This window comes from Povalibacter uvarum, from assembly GCF_014202975.1.
Taxonomy (GTDB): Bacteria; Pseudomonadota; Gammaproteobacteria; order Steroidobacterales; family Steroidobacteraceae; genus Steroidobacter; species Steroidobacter uvarum.
Genome location: NZ_JACHHZ010000004.1, coordinates 661,457 through 675,468 on the forward strand (window position 1 = coordinate 661,457; position 14,012 = coordinate 675,468).

Annotated in this window: 15 protein-coding genes; 13 read left to right on the top strand and 2 right to left on the bottom strand. The window is 60.3% G+C overall.

Going from position 1 to position 14,012, the window contains the following annotated elements:
• Window positions 1–52: 52 nt before the first annotated feature.
• The 7 genes from HNQ60_RS19240 to HNQ60_RS19270 all read left to right on the top strand — a co-directional run bounded on the left by HNQ60_RS19240 (window position 53) and on the right by HNQ60_RS19270 (window position 7,085).
• Window positions 53–334, top strand: coding sequence for an EF-hand domain-containing protein (locus HNQ60_RS19240; protein ID WP_184334448.1), 282 nt, complete (start codon window positions 53–55; stop codon window positions 332–334).
• A 130-nt stretch (window positions 335–464) separates the two neighbouring features.
• Window positions 465–1,067: a hypothetical protein gene (locus tag HNQ60_RS19245; RefSeq protein WP_184334371.1), complete on the top strand. Its 603-nt coding sequence runs from the start codon at window positions 465–467 to the stop codon at window positions 1,065–1,067.
• A gap of 1 nt (window position 1,068) precedes the next feature.
• Window positions 1,069–1,755: a HupE/UreJ family protein gene (locus HNQ60_RS19250; RefSeq protein ID WP_221304301.1), complete on the top strand. Its 687-nt coding sequence runs from the start codon at window positions 1,069–1,071 to the stop codon at window positions 1,753–1,755.
• A 41-nt stretch (window positions 1,756–1,796) separates the two neighbouring features.
• The gene (locus tag HNQ60_RS19255; RefSeq protein ID WP_246433674.1) at window positions 1,797–2,861 is read left to right on the top strand and encodes a DMT family transporter; all 1,065 of its coding nucleotides are present in this window, start codon (window positions 1,797–1,799) and stop codon (window positions 2,859–2,861) included.
• Window positions 2,862–3,065: 204 nt separating this feature from the next.
• Window positions 3,066–4,265 carry an MFS transporter gene (locus tag HNQ60_RS19260; protein ID WP_184334373.1) on the top strand — a complete coding sequence of 400 codons (1,200 nt, stop codon included), beginning with the start codon at window positions 3,066–3,068 and terminating at the stop codon, window positions 4,263–4,265.
• Between the two features lie 1,474 nt (window positions 4,266–5,739).
• Window positions 5,740–6,141: a type IV toxin-antitoxin system AbiEi family antitoxin domain-containing protein gene (locus HNQ60_RS19265; RefSeq protein WP_221304302.1), complete on the top strand. Its 402-nt coding sequence runs from the start codon at window positions 5,740–5,742 to the stop codon at window positions 6,139–6,141.
• Window positions 6,138–7,085, top strand: a complete 948-nt coding sequence (locus HNQ60_RS19270) for a nucleotidyl transferase AbiEii/AbiGii toxin family protein (RefSeq protein ID WP_184334375.1) — start codon at window positions 6,138–6,140, stop codon at window positions 7,083–7,085. The genes HNQ60_RS19265 and HNQ60_RS19270 overlap by 4 nt, the downstream gene beginning before the upstream one ends.
• Before the next feature lie 86 nt (window positions 7,086–7,171).
• Here the strand turns inward: HNQ60_RS19270 and HNQ60_RS28360 are convergent, their stop codons facing one another.
• Together HNQ60_RS28360 and HNQ60_RS27645 are read right to left on the bottom strand one after the other, a co-directional pair.
• A complete protein-coding gene (locus HNQ60_RS28360) occupies window positions 7,172–7,942 on the bottom strand; it encodes a LuxR family transcriptional regulator (protein ID WP_184334376.1) in 771 nt (256 codons plus the stop codon).
• A gap of 329 nt (window positions 7,943–8,271) precedes the next feature.
• The gene (locus tag HNQ60_RS27645; protein ID WP_246433675.1) at window positions 8,272–8,409 is read right to left on the bottom strand and encodes a hypothetical protein; all 138 of its coding nucleotides are present in this window, start codon (window positions 8,407–8,409) and stop codon (window positions 8,272–8,274) included.
• Between the two features lie 456 nt (window positions 8,410–8,865).
• Here HNQ60_RS27645 and HNQ60_RS19285 point away from each other — a divergent pair, with 456 nt between their 5' ends.
• The 6 genes from HNQ60_RS19285 to HNQ60_RS19310 all read left to right on the top strand — a co-directional run bounded on the left by HNQ60_RS19285 (window position 8,866) and on the right by HNQ60_RS19310 (window position 14,000).
• Window positions 8,866–9,534: a hypothetical protein gene (locus HNQ60_RS19285; protein WP_184334378.1), complete on the top strand. Its 669-nt coding sequence runs from the start codon at window positions 8,866–8,868 to the stop codon at window positions 9,532–9,534.
• 189 nt (window positions 9,535–9,723) lie between these two features.
• On the top strand, window positions 9,724–10,017 hold the full coding sequence (locus HNQ60_RS19290) for a TrbC/VirB2 family protein (RefSeq protein WP_184334379.1): 294 nt from the start codon (window positions 9,724–9,726) through the stop codon (window positions 10,015–10,017).
• A 10-nt stretch (window positions 10,018–10,027) separates the two neighbouring features.
• On the top strand, window positions 10,028–10,426 hold the full coding sequence (locus tag HNQ60_RS19295; RefSeq protein WP_184334380.1) for a type IV secretion system protein VirB3: 399 nt from the start codon (window positions 10,028–10,030) through the stop codon (window positions 10,424–10,426).
• Window positions 10,414–12,858, top strand: a complete 2,445-nt coding sequence (locus HNQ60_RS19300) for a VirB4 family type IV secretion/conjugal transfer ATPase (RefSeq protein ID WP_184334381.1) — start codon at window positions 10,414–10,416, stop codon at window positions 12,856–12,858. Before HNQ60_RS19295 ends, HNQ60_RS19300 begins: the two co-directional genes overlap by 13 nt.
• A 40-nt stretch (window positions 12,859–12,898) precedes the next feature.
• The gene (locus tag HNQ60_RS19305) at window positions 12,899–13,612 is read left to right on the top strand and encodes a type IV secretion system protein (protein WP_184334382.1); all 714 of its coding nucleotides are present in this window, start codon (window positions 12,899–12,901) and stop codon (window positions 13,610–13,612) included.
• Between the two features lies 1 nt (window position 13,613).
• A complete protein-coding gene (locus tag HNQ60_RS19310) occupies window positions 13,614–14,000 on the top strand; it encodes an EexN family lipoprotein (RefSeq protein WP_184334383.1) in 387 nt (128 codons plus the stop codon).
• Window positions 14,001–14,012 lie beyond the last annotated feature (12 nt).

Sequence of the window (14,012 nt, forward strand, 5' to 3'; positions counted from 1 at the left end):
TCCACTTTTCCGCGTTCCTGTTCCCGTCTCACAACTGTAAAGGAGTCTCGACATGACCGTGATTCGATTCTATTCGGCCGCTGTCCTTGCCTTGGTCGTTAGTTCGGCTTCCGCGCATGAAGGCATGCACGGTCCAGGCGCCGAGTTCGATGCCAACGAAGATGGAAAGCTGTCGGTCGCGGAGTACACCGCTTACTTGCAATCCAGCAAGCAGGACGTTGCCGCGGCAGCCGAGAAGTTTGCCAAGCTCGATCGCGACAAGGATGGCTTCCTTACCAGCAGCGAGTTCATTCTGGGTTTGCCGAAGGCTCCCGCTGCAAACAACAACCAATGATCGACAACAAGCAAGGGGGCGCCGATAGCGGCGCCTTTCCTCCCACCTATCGACGTGGAGTCAAAGCGTGTCAAAGCCAGTTTCGCCGTACGAATCCAATCCTCCATCAGGCAAAGGTATCCTGGTCAGTGTGGCCGTCGCGCTGGCCGGCGCCGCCGCCGTGCTGGTGACTATCATCCTTCCAGCCGAATACAACATCGATCCCACGCGCATAGGCGGTGCACTCGGCCTGACCGCCCTGAATGCGCCCGCTCGAACGGTGCAGGTCGCCAATGTGGTGGGCGGCAACGAAAAGTACCGTGAAGTGGCGATTCCGGATTTCGGCCAGCCGGTGCCGTTGCCGAATCCCGACGTCTTTCAGAAAAGGACCGCGGCAGCAAACTCCGAAACGCTGACGATCACGCTGCAACCCGGGCAGCAAACAGAACTCAAGACGCTCCTGAAGACCAGCCAGATGCTCCTGTTCTCGTGGCAGGCCGAGGGCGGACAGGTTTACACCGATTTCCACGGGCACGAACCCGGTGCTGGTGACGATTTCTGGGTTCGATACGAGGAGCAGCAGGCTGGAACCGAGGGCCGCGGTTCGCTGGTCGCGCCGTTCGAGGGTGAGCACGGCTGGTTCTGGCTGAATATCAGTGAGACGCCGGTAACCATCAAGCTCAGTGTCAACGGCTACTACGAGAAGATGATCAACTATGGCATATCCGGCGGAACACCCTCGGGGGGCAAGTGACATGTTCACGAAGCATGGCGTGTCAGCCACTGTTTCTTTGCTGCTCGTCCTTTTCGCACCGCTTGCCCTGGCGCACGGAGTCGCCGGTGGTGACGCGGCGTACCTGGAGCGCATCCAGGGTGTGCAGTTCATTCCGTTGATGTATTTGGGCGCGAAGCACATGGTCACGGGTTACGATCACTTGCTGTTTCTCGCGGGCGTCATCTTCTTCCTGTATCGAATCAAGGACGTCGCGCTGTATGTCACGCTGTTCGCTGTAGGACACAGCGTTACGCTCCTAACGGGGGTGCTCGCCGGAATCCATGCGAATCCCTATATCGTGGACGCGATCATTGGCTTGTCCGTCGTGTACAAGGCGTTCGAAAACATCGGAGGGTTCAAGCGCCTGGGGATTGCGATCGACACTCGGGCCGCGGTGTTACTTTTCGGCTTCGCCCACGGTTTTGGCCTGTCGACGAAGTTGCAGGACCTCAGCTTGTCGCAGGATGGACTCGTGCCGAACATGATTGCGTTCAACATCGGCGTCGAACTCGGTCAGTTTGCGGCTTTGGCGCTGATTCTGATTGCATTCAATCTCTGGCGCCGTGGCGATACGTTCGTGCGTGGCGCCTATGCTGCGAATGTGCTCATCATGGCCGCTGGGTTTGCCCTCTTCGGTTATCAGCTCACGGGCTATCTGGTGACATGAACTGTCTGTGATGGCGGTTCTCCTGCGATGGACGATTCACCTTGTCACGTTTTTACGCACTGCAGCGGCACGCCCTCTACGTCCTGATCGCGGCAGCGCTATTCGGAGCGAGTGCGCCGCTTGCGAAGCGCTTGCTTGAACAACAGAGCCCGCTCTCGCTCGCCGCGCTGGTGTACCTGGGCGGCGGCTTGGCGCTGGGTATCGCATGGCTGCTCCGGCGCAGGCACATGAAGGTGCCGCGGGCGCATGGCAGGTGGACGGCTTCCGAACTCGCGAACCTCGTGGGTGCGATTATCGCTGGCGGCGTGCTGGCGCCGATCATTCTCTTCTGGTCGCTCTCCAAAATGCCCGCCGCGAGCGCGTCGTTGCTGCTGAGCTTCGAGGGCTTGCTGACCGCCGTGTTTGCCGCCGTGATGTTTCACGAGGCCGTTGCCCGCCGCGTGTGGCTGGCGATGCTGATCATGATCATCGCTGGCGCCGTCCTGTCACTCGATCGCGGCGAGTTCGGCTTGCAACTCGTTCCTGCAGGGGGCGTGATTCTGGCGTGTGCGCTATGGGGGCTCGACAACAATCTGACACGCGCGGTGAGTCACAGAGACATCCTTGGAGTTGCGGCACTCAAGGGCCTTGTTGCAGGCGCGACCAATACAGCGGTTGCAGCGCTTCTCGGCCACAGCTTGCTGGTTTCCGTTCAAGGCACGCTGGGTGCACTCGCCATGGGTGCATTGAGTTTTGGGTTGAGTCTCGTGCTGTTCGTCAGCGCGCTTGCCCATTTGGGCAGCGCCCGAACGGCGGCTCATTTCGGGACCGCGCCCTTCATCGGCGCGGCGCTCGCGGTGCTACTCGGCGAGCCGCTCTCGCTTTCGTTGATCGCAGCAGTCGTCCTGACCGTGCTATCGACGTGGCTCGTGCTCACCGAGACCCACGAGCACGGACACACGCATGAGACCATCGACCATGAGCACGCGCATGTTCATGACGAGCACCATCAGCACGGGCATGAAGGCGATGAAGGGCCGGAGCCGCATCGCCATCGCCACAGACATGAACCGCTATCGCACAGCCACTCGCATTTGCCGGACTTGCATCATCGGCATCGGCATTGAATAAGGTGAAAGATCCTGCGCAATCTCACAAATGAAGTAGTGGGCGGCGGCGCCGATCAGTTGAAGTCCAGGCGCCGCTATCCGAATCCCGGATAGCGTCCGTTCTGAAGGTGTCTCGGGGAACTCCTCTGTGCCACAGGTGTTTGCGATGTCCTCAGCCTCACAATGCCAACTCATGTGAAGACAGAACGGGCATCCAGGTTAGTGAGCGATCGTGGCTGGCTCTACTTCGCCGTATTCGTGCGCTCGCTGGCGACGGGCATGATCGGCGTCCTTCTCGGGATCTACCTCTCCGAACTACACCTCGGCGCGGACGCGATCGGCGTCATTGTCGGCGTCGGATTGGGCGGGGCGGCTGTGGCGACGTTTCTCGTCACCCTCTATGCCGATCGCGCCGGGCATCGTGCAACGTTGCTTCTCATTACATTCTCAAGCTGTGTTGGCGCAGTGTTGCTTGCACTGAGTGCGCATCCGGTCGCCCTTGGATTCGCAGCGCTGGTCGGGATGGTCAATGGAATGGGCAGGGACCGCGGTGCCGCGCTGGTGGTGGAGCAGGCGGCATTGCCCGCGACCGCGTCGGATCGCGAGCGCACCATGGTATTTGCGAAGTACAACGTTCTTCAGGACATCGGCCACGCGCTGGGTGCGTTGCTGGCTGCGTTGCCAGCGATACTTCAGCAGAGCGGCGTTGCGGAGCTTCCGGCATTTCGCACATCCGTGGCGGTCTACGCTGCGCTGTCCTTCCTGCCCGTGTTGGCGTATTGGCGTCTCTCATCGAACGTTGAAGCGACGCATGTCGCTGCCGCGAAGCGTGTATCGCCCGAAACGCGCAGCATTCTGTGGAAGATCTCCTCGCTATTTGCCCTCGACAGTCTCGCGGGCGGGTTCTTGACGACGGCCCTTCTATCGTTTTTCTTCCACGAACGGTTTGGAGTCGGCATTGAGATGATCGGGTTGCTGTTCTTCGCGGCTCGGATCGCGAACGCGGCTTCGCACATCGCTGCTGCGTGGCTCGCCCAACGCATTGGTCTCGTGAACACCATGGTGTTCACGCACATTCCTTCGAGCCTGCTGCTCGCGACTGTTCCTTTCATGCCGAGTTTCCCAATAGCGGCGGCATTGTTCCTTCTGCGCGAGGGCTTCGTTGAAATGGATGTACCGACGCGGCAGTCATACGTGATGGCGATCGTCCGACCTGAAGAGCGAGCGTTTGCTTCAGGCGTCACTCACCTTGTGCGTCTCGCTGGTTGGGCAATCGCTCCGGCGCTCGCCGGTTACTTGATGGGCGGCGGCCATCTCGCGCTTCCGCTTCTGATTGGAGCTGGGATGAAAATTGCGTACGACCTGATGCTCTGGCGCTCATTCCGCCGGTTGCGACCGCCCGAGGAATGCGAGCCTGTGTGACGGGATGCGGCGAGATCATTGGTAGCTGACGTCATCGAACAACGTGAGCTATCCCCTTTGTCCAGAGTCTCACACCGCACCCGCGTCCGTCAGCGTCACTTCATTTTGGCCATGAGGTAAGTGTCGAAGGAGCAGCGCGTTGGCAGCTGCCGCGAAGAATGCAGCGACCGGCAGGAAATACCTCGGCCAAGTGGTATCGGGCTCCAGATCCTGGAAAACGCAGAGCAGCGACAGAGCCGCTGTGAACAACACGAGGATGGTGTAGGCATCGGTGAGTGGGTCTTCTCGCAAGTTCCGGGCAGCCCTGGGCATTGGGATCCACAGGACGGCGGCGAATCCCAATGAGGGCATGAAGACGGGCAGGCATTCATCAGCCAGACGTCAGCCAGTGGATCTGGGGGCTCAGCAGATACATCGAGCCCGCCATACAGCGCGACCAGCAGGCCGACAAACCGGCCAACGGCCCTGATCGTCCAGTGCAGGCAACTTCGATATGGCATGACATCGACGATCCCCTTTCCACCGCGGGATGCCGGCGGCACATGCTCGGCCGTCAGCTGTCCGCGGCCGAGGGCGGCGATATCGAGCTGTAGCTGGCATCGCAGGGGCCAGAAAGTAAAGGGTCTCCTTGCTCAGCACTGCTGACGCCTCAGGTCGTCGAGGAACTGCAGAAAACTCGGAAAAAAATGGAGGTGAGAAGAGCGTCTACGCACCTGTGGATTTCGCCCAGATGCTGGCGAAACATCAGGTGACCGATGACCGCTCGATGAATGCGTGGAGCCACAACCCGTTGAAGGTTAGGGGAGGGCGGGGTGACTATTGCGCGGATTGACTTCTCCACCGTCTTCAGGCCAATGTTTTGGGGACGGCACGAGGACATCATGAAGACTGCCAGTGATCGCTTTTCAGCGGAGGAAGAGGGACGCGTGGTCGCGGATGTACTTCGCGGCATGTTGAGGTTCGTATGGGGCGTCGTTCGCGTACCCACTCTGATAGTTCTGGCCTTCCTTGAGCCCTTCGTCCGGATACTGCTGATGGGAACCGCAATTGGGAGTCTGTTGACCGGACTGGTCTACAAGGGATCGAGTGTCGCGCCGCCCATACCGTTCTGGGTGATGCTCTGCGTATCGTTGGGCTGTGTGATGCTTGTTCGAGCCTATCACTGCGTGCTTCGATTGTTCTCTAGATAGATCCACGGCCCGCCACAGAGAGTGTGCCGACGTGTTCGCCAACGTCTCCGGCACCGAGTCATCTGGGCCCGTGCATTCCGCGCGATTGGGGAAGAAACCGATTTATTGGTCCATCACCTCGAGTGTCTGCCACTGAGGCGGCAGACTTACTCTGGATTCCAATAATTCCTTACAGATCAGATACATGGACTATCGCATAGTTTTGCAATCTGTCGGGTTTTTGCATACTATTGTGTCGGGTTTTTGCAAGGGTGTTTTGTATGCGCGACCGAAGCAGAAAGACCTTGCGTGACAAGGTAGAAGCATTGATTGCTCGAAGGAGCGACGATGTGTTTCTCACGCGCGAGTTTGCTCGCCTTGGAGGCGAGGATCAGGTCATTCGAGCCTTGCGGGAGTTGGTTCGCGAGGGGCGATTGATCCGGCTCGGCTACGGCGTTTACGCACGCGCCGAGCGGTCGAGGCTTTCGGGTCGCCCCGTTCTGACTGCACGTGACGGCTTCGTTGGCGCTTCGCGGGAAGCGTTGACGAAGCTTGGCGTCGAATGGGAGCCCACCGAAGCAGAGCGTGCGTACAATGAGGGGCGATCGACGCAGGTGCCAGCTAATGCGGTCGTCCGTGTCAAAGGCCGCTTCGCTCGTCGGCTAGGCTACGGGGGCAATAGCCTCGTGGTTGAGCGACGCACGTGACCTATGATCCGGCCGAGATTCGTGAGGCCCAAGCGTACTTCGGTTTCGCGCGCCCCGTACTCATTGAGAAAGACTGGCACATCATTCGCGCGATGAGCGCCATAGCTGCGACGGACGCTGCTCCATTTCAGCTGATATTTTCGGGCGGCACTTGTTTGGCGCGCGCCCACAAGCTGATCCGCCGTATGTCGGAAGATGTCGATTTCAAGATCGTGCCTATCGACGCAAGTGCGGTGAGCAAGTCACAGCGCCGCAGGCAGCTTGCGGATCTGCGCGACAAAATCACTGCGAGCCTTCACGCAGCTGGCTTTCCGATTGATCCCGCCGACGGTGCTCAACTTCAATCGCGTGACGACAACCGCTACACGGTTTATCAACTCCAATATGCGACGTCAGGCGAAGAGCAAGCTCCGCTCCGATCGACGATCCAGGTCGAATTGAACTACGCCACACTGAGGAAGGCGAGCGTCGAGCTTCCAGTTGCATCGTTCGTCGCCGAGGCGTTCGGTCGTGCTCCGGAAATATTCGCAATCCCCTGTGTCACTGTCGAGGAAACTGCGGCGGAGAAGCTGATATCGCTCACTCGTCGCACGGCAATGGAGATCGCGGGATTGAGCCGTACTCCAGACCCCACCCTTGTGCGACATGTCTACGACCTGCATATCACCCGGCAGCGCTATGACAACTCGTCGGTCGTAGCGTTAGCCAAAGAAATTATGTCGCAGGACGCTGAAGAGTTCCGCAACCAGTTTCCGGCCTATCGTGACGATCCGGTCCAAGAGACGCGACGCGCGTTAGCGGCGCTCGAGAAGGAAGACGTGTACGCGCACAGGTACGCTGAGTTCGTTCAGCTGATGGTCTATGGCGAACGACCCTCCTACGTTGATGCCATGCAGACGGTTGCGTCGCTAACGAAGGGTCTGCTCGCGTCGGTCTCGCCGTAGACGCGGGACGCCCTCCAATCGCAGGACGCACCGCAACTGACCTCGCCAGGCAGAGCGATCGGCTATTACGGTTTCGCCGTTCCCGTTCACCCGAAATCGGATACGGAATCTGCGCGGCTCACGTCTCCAACGGAGATTTCGCGAAGCTGAGATGCGCGAACGACGGCATGCGAGCGCGTAGTGACGCCAAGGCGACGCTTCGCATTCTCGACGTGGCGGTGAGCTGTGTGCTCGCTTATGCGCAAGATTTGCCCGATCGCCCAATCACTCTTTCCTTCTGCTACGAGCTCGAGACATTGACATTCCCGCGGCGTAAGCGAGATTGCTGGTCGCGGATCGTGCGCAAGCAGCAGGTCATCGAGCAATCTTTCGTAAAGGAACGTGCATACCAGCTGAGCGGCGAAGTAGTTGTAGGCGCTGATGGCGGACGAATCGGATATGACTGAGCAGGAGGCACCGCAAGTAGCGGTGCGTCGGCGGCGCATCGGAATGGTGTAACCACGAGACAGCCCAACGGATCGCGCTTCCGCGAGCATGTCGGATTGGGGGGTGGAGAGTGGAGAACGAAAGTCGGGTGCGTCCCAGCAGAAGGGGACTAAGGTGCGCTCAGCGTGAACCATGACGGGATCGATCTCATGCAGTCTCCGTTCGCTATAGGCGGTCACCCAGGACACGGGATAGTTGTACAGCATGACGGCATCGCTCGGAGGGCTGCACGGGTCGACATGTGAACAACAGGCAAAATATGGGAAGCCAAGATTCTCCAAAGTGACCCGAAAGGCCTCGCCCAGAGCGGTGGCCGGGAGGTCCTTCCTGCTGTTCTCAATGAATGATTGGGCTAGATCGAACGGTTCCATCGTTCCGCCAAGCAAGCGATTCCGTCAATGACTGCGGCTGTGCGAATGTCCCATGCACGGGTCGCCATCATATGGACCAGCGTTGCCCTCCTCAAATAGGGAATTCCGAAGTATGCGACGCGCGGGGGCAGTCTGATCTAAGGTCAGCGAGCAAGCCGACTGGGTTAGATCGTATCTGTGCGGCCGGTTGTCAATTGGCCTGATCAGGTAATTGTCGCGGTCGATTTCTCCGGATATTCCTGTATGCGTACCGCGCTGCCGCGCGGTTTACAAGGAATCGGGAGAGGAACGTGGATATACCCGTGAGGACGGAGCCTATCGATCAGGAGCTACGGCGGCGGCAACTCGCCCGTCGCCTGGTCGCTCATCGAGCGCGCACACAGACGATCTTCCTCCTTACGGGTCTTTCGCGGCACCAACTCGCGACGCTGCGGCAGCGTTGGCGCGTTACTGGCGAAATGCGTCATCGTGGACCACCGCCAACATCGTTCGCTGTGTTCCTATCTACGCTGCGTAAGCGCGAGGAAGCAGCCGCGCTAGCCGTACATTGGAGAGTGCTGGAGAGCGTAGGAATCGCGAACGACAAGGCGGTGCGAAAGATGACACCCGTCGAGCTAGGCGAGCGGCTGTGCGCAGCCTTCGAATCGTATCTCGCATGCTTTCCGAAGTCCGCGCTTGACCTCGAGCATCTGGTCCTGCTTGTTCGGGGCCTTGAGCAAGCCGACACCATTGCGCTTTCACGCTGCAACCACTGTGAAGCTGTAACTCTCGCGGATCTGCTTGAGGCACGCCGCCGCCTTTGCTCCCATTGTCAGGGTATGGCGGATGCGGCAGTGCCGACAGAGCCAAGAAATTCTTTCTCAGGAATAGGAGAGGCGTCTCAGCAGGAACTGTTCTGATGCATGGATGGATAGAGGCAAGTCATGTCGAACCCAATCCTTGATGAACCCCCATACACCCCAGGTCCGTCCGAGTTCGCGGGGAAGGCCGCGCAGGCGCTGACGCGAGTTTATGCGCTGAACGAACGATGCCTTGAACTATTCATTGAACTCGCGCGCCCGGAACGGCATCCCGCCACCACCGCCATCGTCAGTCAACACCGAAGCCTCTGGCGCAGCCTGACCGTGACCGCGCGGAAGCGTGCGGCGCGCGCACCATTCCTGCTGCTGGATGTAGAGTTCCAAGACGCTGATTGGTGGCGATCGGCCAGGGATCTTCGCTCGAATCATCGGAGAAAGATGGTTCTGCACGCGGCCTTCCCTGGAAAGATCGCTGGCGAACTCATGCGCGAGACGCTGATGCTTGCCTGGAGTACCGTCGCGTTCGACCGTGGCGCGGCAAGCATCCTGCTCGGCATGACGCCCTCGGTGAGCGCGGTCATCGCCGGGCTCGGTCCTCAGGATGTAGAGCGCATCGCCACTCGGCACAGCCCCCACCTACGGCCACGTTGGGAGGATTTTCCGGCGTTCTGGGGCAAGCTCCTGGCAGCGGCGCACGACAGCGACGAGGAAGCGCTGCACGAGATCCATCTGCATGGTGCGCAACTGATCGGCGGCGAATTGCTTCCACTGCTCAACGGCAGATTCGTATGACTCGGTCAGCGAACAGCCGAGGCGTTGTCTGGCCGTTTATCCGAGCGGCAAGTTTCGCCGAAAAATCGGCTGAACAGATCCAATTTTTCCCAAAGTATCGGCCGAATTTTCCGCGAAACCGTGCTCTCACCAAGAGTCGCTGCGATGTTTCTCTAGCGTCCCCCAGAAAAAACCGAATGGGATGCGAACGTGAGACAGATCGATACAGCGATGGTGCGAAAGGCGGCGGTTGTCGTCCTCGTCGCAGTTCCGATGCTCGCCTTTGCGCAGCAGTCACCCTTCGACACGGGAGCGAACTCGCTCGTCACGTTCGCGCTGGCGATTGCTACGCCCATCGCCATTCTCGTCGTGATCGGCGCCGCCATTGCCGCAGCAGTGGGGCGTATCAGCTGGGGTTGGGTGGTCGGCGCCATCGTCGGAATCGCCGCGATCTTCGGCTCACCGCAGATCGTTGCGTGGATTCGCGGGATGTTCGGGGTATAGGAGCGCTGACATGAGCGAGCGGAACACAGGGCTCACGGCTGATCCATTGTTCGTCGGTATCACGCGCCCGCCGATGCGTTGGGGTGTGGCCTACGAGGCGCTGCTCTTGAACCTGGTCGTCACGATGGAAGTGTTTGTGATGACCAAGAATCTCCTGACGCTGCTGATCGCGATTCCTATTCACGGCGTCTGCGCATTGCTCTGTGCACGTGACGCCCGCTTCTTTCATCTGATGCTGCTCTGGGTTCGGACCCGCCTGCCAGCCTATCTGGGCACCGCGAGGCTCTGGCATGCCGCGAGCCATAGCCCGCTGGTACTGGACTTACCCGACATCTACGGCAGGCGCAGGGCGGTGGTCACGGTGCGTGTACAGATAAACGCAATCGGAGCACGGCGATGGCGGGTCTAAATCGTCTGGCGGCGAGCCGCCGCGAATTGCCCGCTGCACGACAGATTCCTTACACGGCGCACGTGTCCGAGAGCCTCGTGCAGACACAAGCTGGCGACTACGCGCAGGTGTTTCGTCTCGCTGGCGCGAGCTTCGAGAGTGCGGACGACGAGGAGCTCAATAATTGGCACGAGCGGCTCAATGTGACGTGGCGGAACATCGCGAGTCCGAACGTCGCGCTTTGGATGCACGTGCTCCGCCGCCGCGGGCGCAGCGCTTCCGGCGAAACGACCGCTACCGGTTTCGCTGGAACGCTCGCGCGAAAGTACCGCGAGCGCCTCGCCGGTGAGACTCTCATGGTTAACGAGCTGTACCTATCCGTCGTATATCGCCCCGTCACGGGAGCGACCACTGGGGCAGCCGCAAAACTCCTGTCCCGCACGGCGTGCGGCGGAGAGAACGTCGGTCTTGCCGATGCGATCGATGCCTGCGAGAAGCTCGGCCAGACCGTCGCCGCGTCGCTCGCTCGCTATGAGCCCGAGCGCCTGAGTGTCTACAACTCCAATGAGCGATGCTTCTCGAGGCTGCTGGAGTTCTTCGGTGTGCTCGTCAACGGTGAGTGGCAGGCCATGCCCTTGCCGCGCGCCCCCCTGAATGAAGTGCTCGCCACTACCCGACCGCTCTTCGGCAGCGAGGTGATCGAGTATCGCCTCCCCAGCGAGACGCGGCTGGGAGCGTTCCTCGGCATCAAGGAATACCCGACGCCGACCAGTGTCGGCATGTGCAACGCCTTGCTGTCGGCACCGTTCGAATTCGTGTTCACACAATCCTTCTCATTCCTGACAAAAGGTACCGCACAGGGATTGCTGCAACGGCAGTACAACCGCATGGCGAATGCCGGCGATTTCGCGGTCAGCCAGGCGGAGGAACTCAAGGAGGCGCTCGATGCGCTGACCGCCAATGAATTCGTGGTGGGGGATCATCACTTCACGTTGCAGGTCCTCACACCGGTGTCGGCGGCGCGCTCGGGTGCGGACACGAGCCTCCTGAAACGTCTCAACGACGACGTCGCACTTGCCCGAGCCATGCTCGCGGACTGCGGCATGGCCATCGCACGTGAGGACCTTGCCCTTGAGGCTGCATTCTGGGCTCAGCTACCCGGTTGCTTCAATTTACGGCCACGCAAGGCGCCAATCAGCTCGCGCAACTTCGCGGCGATGACCCCGTTCCACAACTATCCCGTCGGTCGCGCCACGGGCAATCACTGGGGTGATGCGCTCGCGCTTCTGGTCACGAGCGCACGATCACCGTACTACTTCAGCCTCCATGCGTCAGATCCGCGGGATCCCGAGGGCGGCAGTCGCAAAGATACGGGCCACACATTCGTTTGCGGTCCGACGGGATCAGGCAAGACCGTGTTTATCGGGTTCATGATCTCGATGCTTGCGGGGCAAGGCACGACGCAGGTCGTGTTCGATAAGGATCAAGGACTGAAGATCCTCGTGTGCGCCCTCGGTGGTGTCTATTTCCCGCTCAAGCCCGGTGAGCCGACGGGATTCAACCCTCTGCAGCTCGACCCTACAGCGGCTAATGTCGAATTCCTGAAAGCATGGCTTCGCATGCTTGCGCGCGGCTCCGCTCCGCTTACCACACGCGAACAGGCCGATCTCGATCAGGCGCTGCGCGGGACACTGGCGCTTGAGCGGTCGGCACGACGGTTGTCCCGGCTGATCGAATTTACGGATCCGACGCGAGCCGACGGTATCCACGCGCGCCTTGCGCGTTGGTGTCACAGTGCCGGTGGCGAATACGCCTGGGTGTTCGACAACTCGATGGATTCTGTCGTGCCGCAGTTGGCCGGCAACACCACGATCGGGTTCGACGTGACGCACTTTCTGACGCACGAGCTGATCCGCGGACCTCTCAACCGTTATCTCTTCCATCTTGTCGAACAGCTACTCGATGGTCGTCGTCTCGTGTGCTGGGTGGACGAGTTCTCGAACGCGCTCGCCGATGCCGATTTCGAGAATTTCGCGGACAACGCGCCGAAGACCTGGCGCAAGTTGAACGGCGTGCTGTGCGCGGCTACGCAAACGGCGCGTGGTGTCCTCGAAAGCCGCATCGCGCGAACCATCGTCGAGCAGACGGCGACTAAGGTGTTCTTTCCGAATCCGGACGCCGACACGCGGGACTACATCGAGGGCTTCGGCCTCACCGAGCGCGAGTTCAAACTGCTCAAAGAGCAGCTCGAGCCCGGGTCGCGGATGTTCCTTGTGAAGCAGGGGCATTACAGCATCGTCTGCGCGCTTGATCTTAAGGGATTCGATGGCGAGCTCGCGGTGATCTCGGGTCGCCGCAGTACGGTCGAACAGATGCATCAGATCATGCAGACCGTGGGGACTGAGCCGGCACAGTGGTTGCCCGTCTTTCTGCAACGGTTTGAACGGCGCTGAAGAGGTTGCTTGGGTTAACGAGATGATGGAGGTACTTGCCATGACATTGCTCAAGGTCCGCCAGTTACTCATATCCATAGTGTTAAGTCTCGGCATCACACCCGTGGCGAACGCGCAGTGGGCTGTGGTCGACGTGGGCGCCATCGCGCAGCTCGTCCAGCAGGTCAATACGATGCGACAGCAGCTCGAGACGACGCGCGATCAGCTGCAGCAGGCGCGAGTAACACTCGACTCAATGCGTGGCGGGCGCGGTATGGAGCAGCTGCTCGCCGGAACGGCACGCAACTACCTGCCATCCGATTGGCAAGAGCTGGCAGCAGTGCTCGATGAGGCCAGCGCGAGCTACAGCACACTCGCCACGGAGCTGCAGCGGCTCATCAACGCCAACGCGATCCTCACGCCGCAGCAGATAGGAGCGCTGTCACCAGCGGAGCGCTCGCAACTGGAGGCCGCACGGCGCTCGGCCGCGATGCTGCAGGCGCTGACGCGAGAGGCGCTGTCCGCAACCAGCCGCCGATTCGGATCGATCCAGCAGCTCATCGATGCCATTCCGCAAGCAGGCGACCAGAAAGCGATTCTCGATCTGCAGGCGCGCATCCAGGCGGAGCAAGGAATGCTGCAGAACGAGGCGACGAAACTTGGCGTGCTGTATCAGGCGGCGCAGGCCGAAGAGTGGGCACGCAAGCAGCGCGTACGCGAGCAGGCCATCGCCTCGATTGGTTCTCTCCGTGACCTTCCTCCAATGGGGCTCTGACATGACTACCAATCAACAGTCGACTCGACGCATTCGGCACGGCGCACAAGGCGTACGGTGGTGTTTAGGGATCGTTGTCACGATCAGTGCCGCCGCCTGTGCGCCGTCGCCGGAGCCGACGCACCAGACGGTCGAGTACTACCGCGCCAATCGGGAGGCGCGGGAGGCAAGAGTAGCTGAATGCGCCAATGATCCCGGTGCACTGGGCAAGACGCCCGATTGCATCAATGCGAAGCAGGCGGCGCAGATTGAAGACATCGGGAACCTTCGCGACCTGCCGCCAATGGGCTTGTTGAAGGACGCGGAAGAAGGGTCGGCGAAAACCGATTCATCCACCGGCTCATCCCGCCCCCAAGGCACCGACCGCCCGCCTCGTGAGGCGAGGTAAGCAGGAGACATA

What these genes read in the sequence shown, in the direction of transcription:
- HNQ60_RS19240 (WP_184334448.1), top strand. Translation starts at nt 53, where the DNA reads ATGACCGTGATTCGATTCTATTCGGCCGCTGTCCTTGCCTTGGTCGTT.
- HNQ60_RS19300 (WP_184334381.1), top strand. Translation starts at nt 10,414, where the DNA reads ATGGCGGGTCTAAATCGTCTGGCGGCGAGCCGCCGCGAATTGCCCGCT.
- HNQ60_RS19310 (WP_184334383.1), top strand. Translation starts at nt 13,614, where the DNA reads ATGACTACCAATCAACAGTCGACTCGACGCATTCGGCACGGCGCACAA.
- HNQ60_RS27645 (WP_246433675.1), bottom strand. Translation starts at nt 8,409, where the DNA reads ATGACGCATTTCGCCAGTAACGCGCCAACGCTGCCGCAGCGTCGCGAG.
- HNQ60_RS19250 (WP_221304301.1), top strand. Translation starts at nt 1,069, where the DNA reads ATGTTCACGAAGCATGGCGTGTCAGCCACTGTTTCTTTGCTGCTCGTC.
- HNQ60_RS19305 (WP_184334382.1), top strand. Translation starts at nt 12,899, where the DNA reads ATGACATTGCTCAAGGTCCGCCAGTTACTCATATCCATAGTGTTAAGT.
- HNQ60_RS28360 (WP_184334376.1), bottom strand. Translation starts at nt 7,942, where the DNA reads ATGGAACCGTTCGATCTAGCCCAATCATTCATTGAGAACAGCAGGAAG.
- HNQ60_RS19285 (WP_184334378.1), top strand. Translation starts at nt 8,866, where the DNA reads ATGTCGAACCCAATCCTTGATGAACCCCCATACACCCCAGGTCCGTCC.
- HNQ60_RS19295 (WP_184334380.1), top strand. Translation starts at nt 10,028, where the DNA reads ATGAGCGAGCGGAACACAGGGCTCACGGCTGATCCATTGTTCGTCGGT.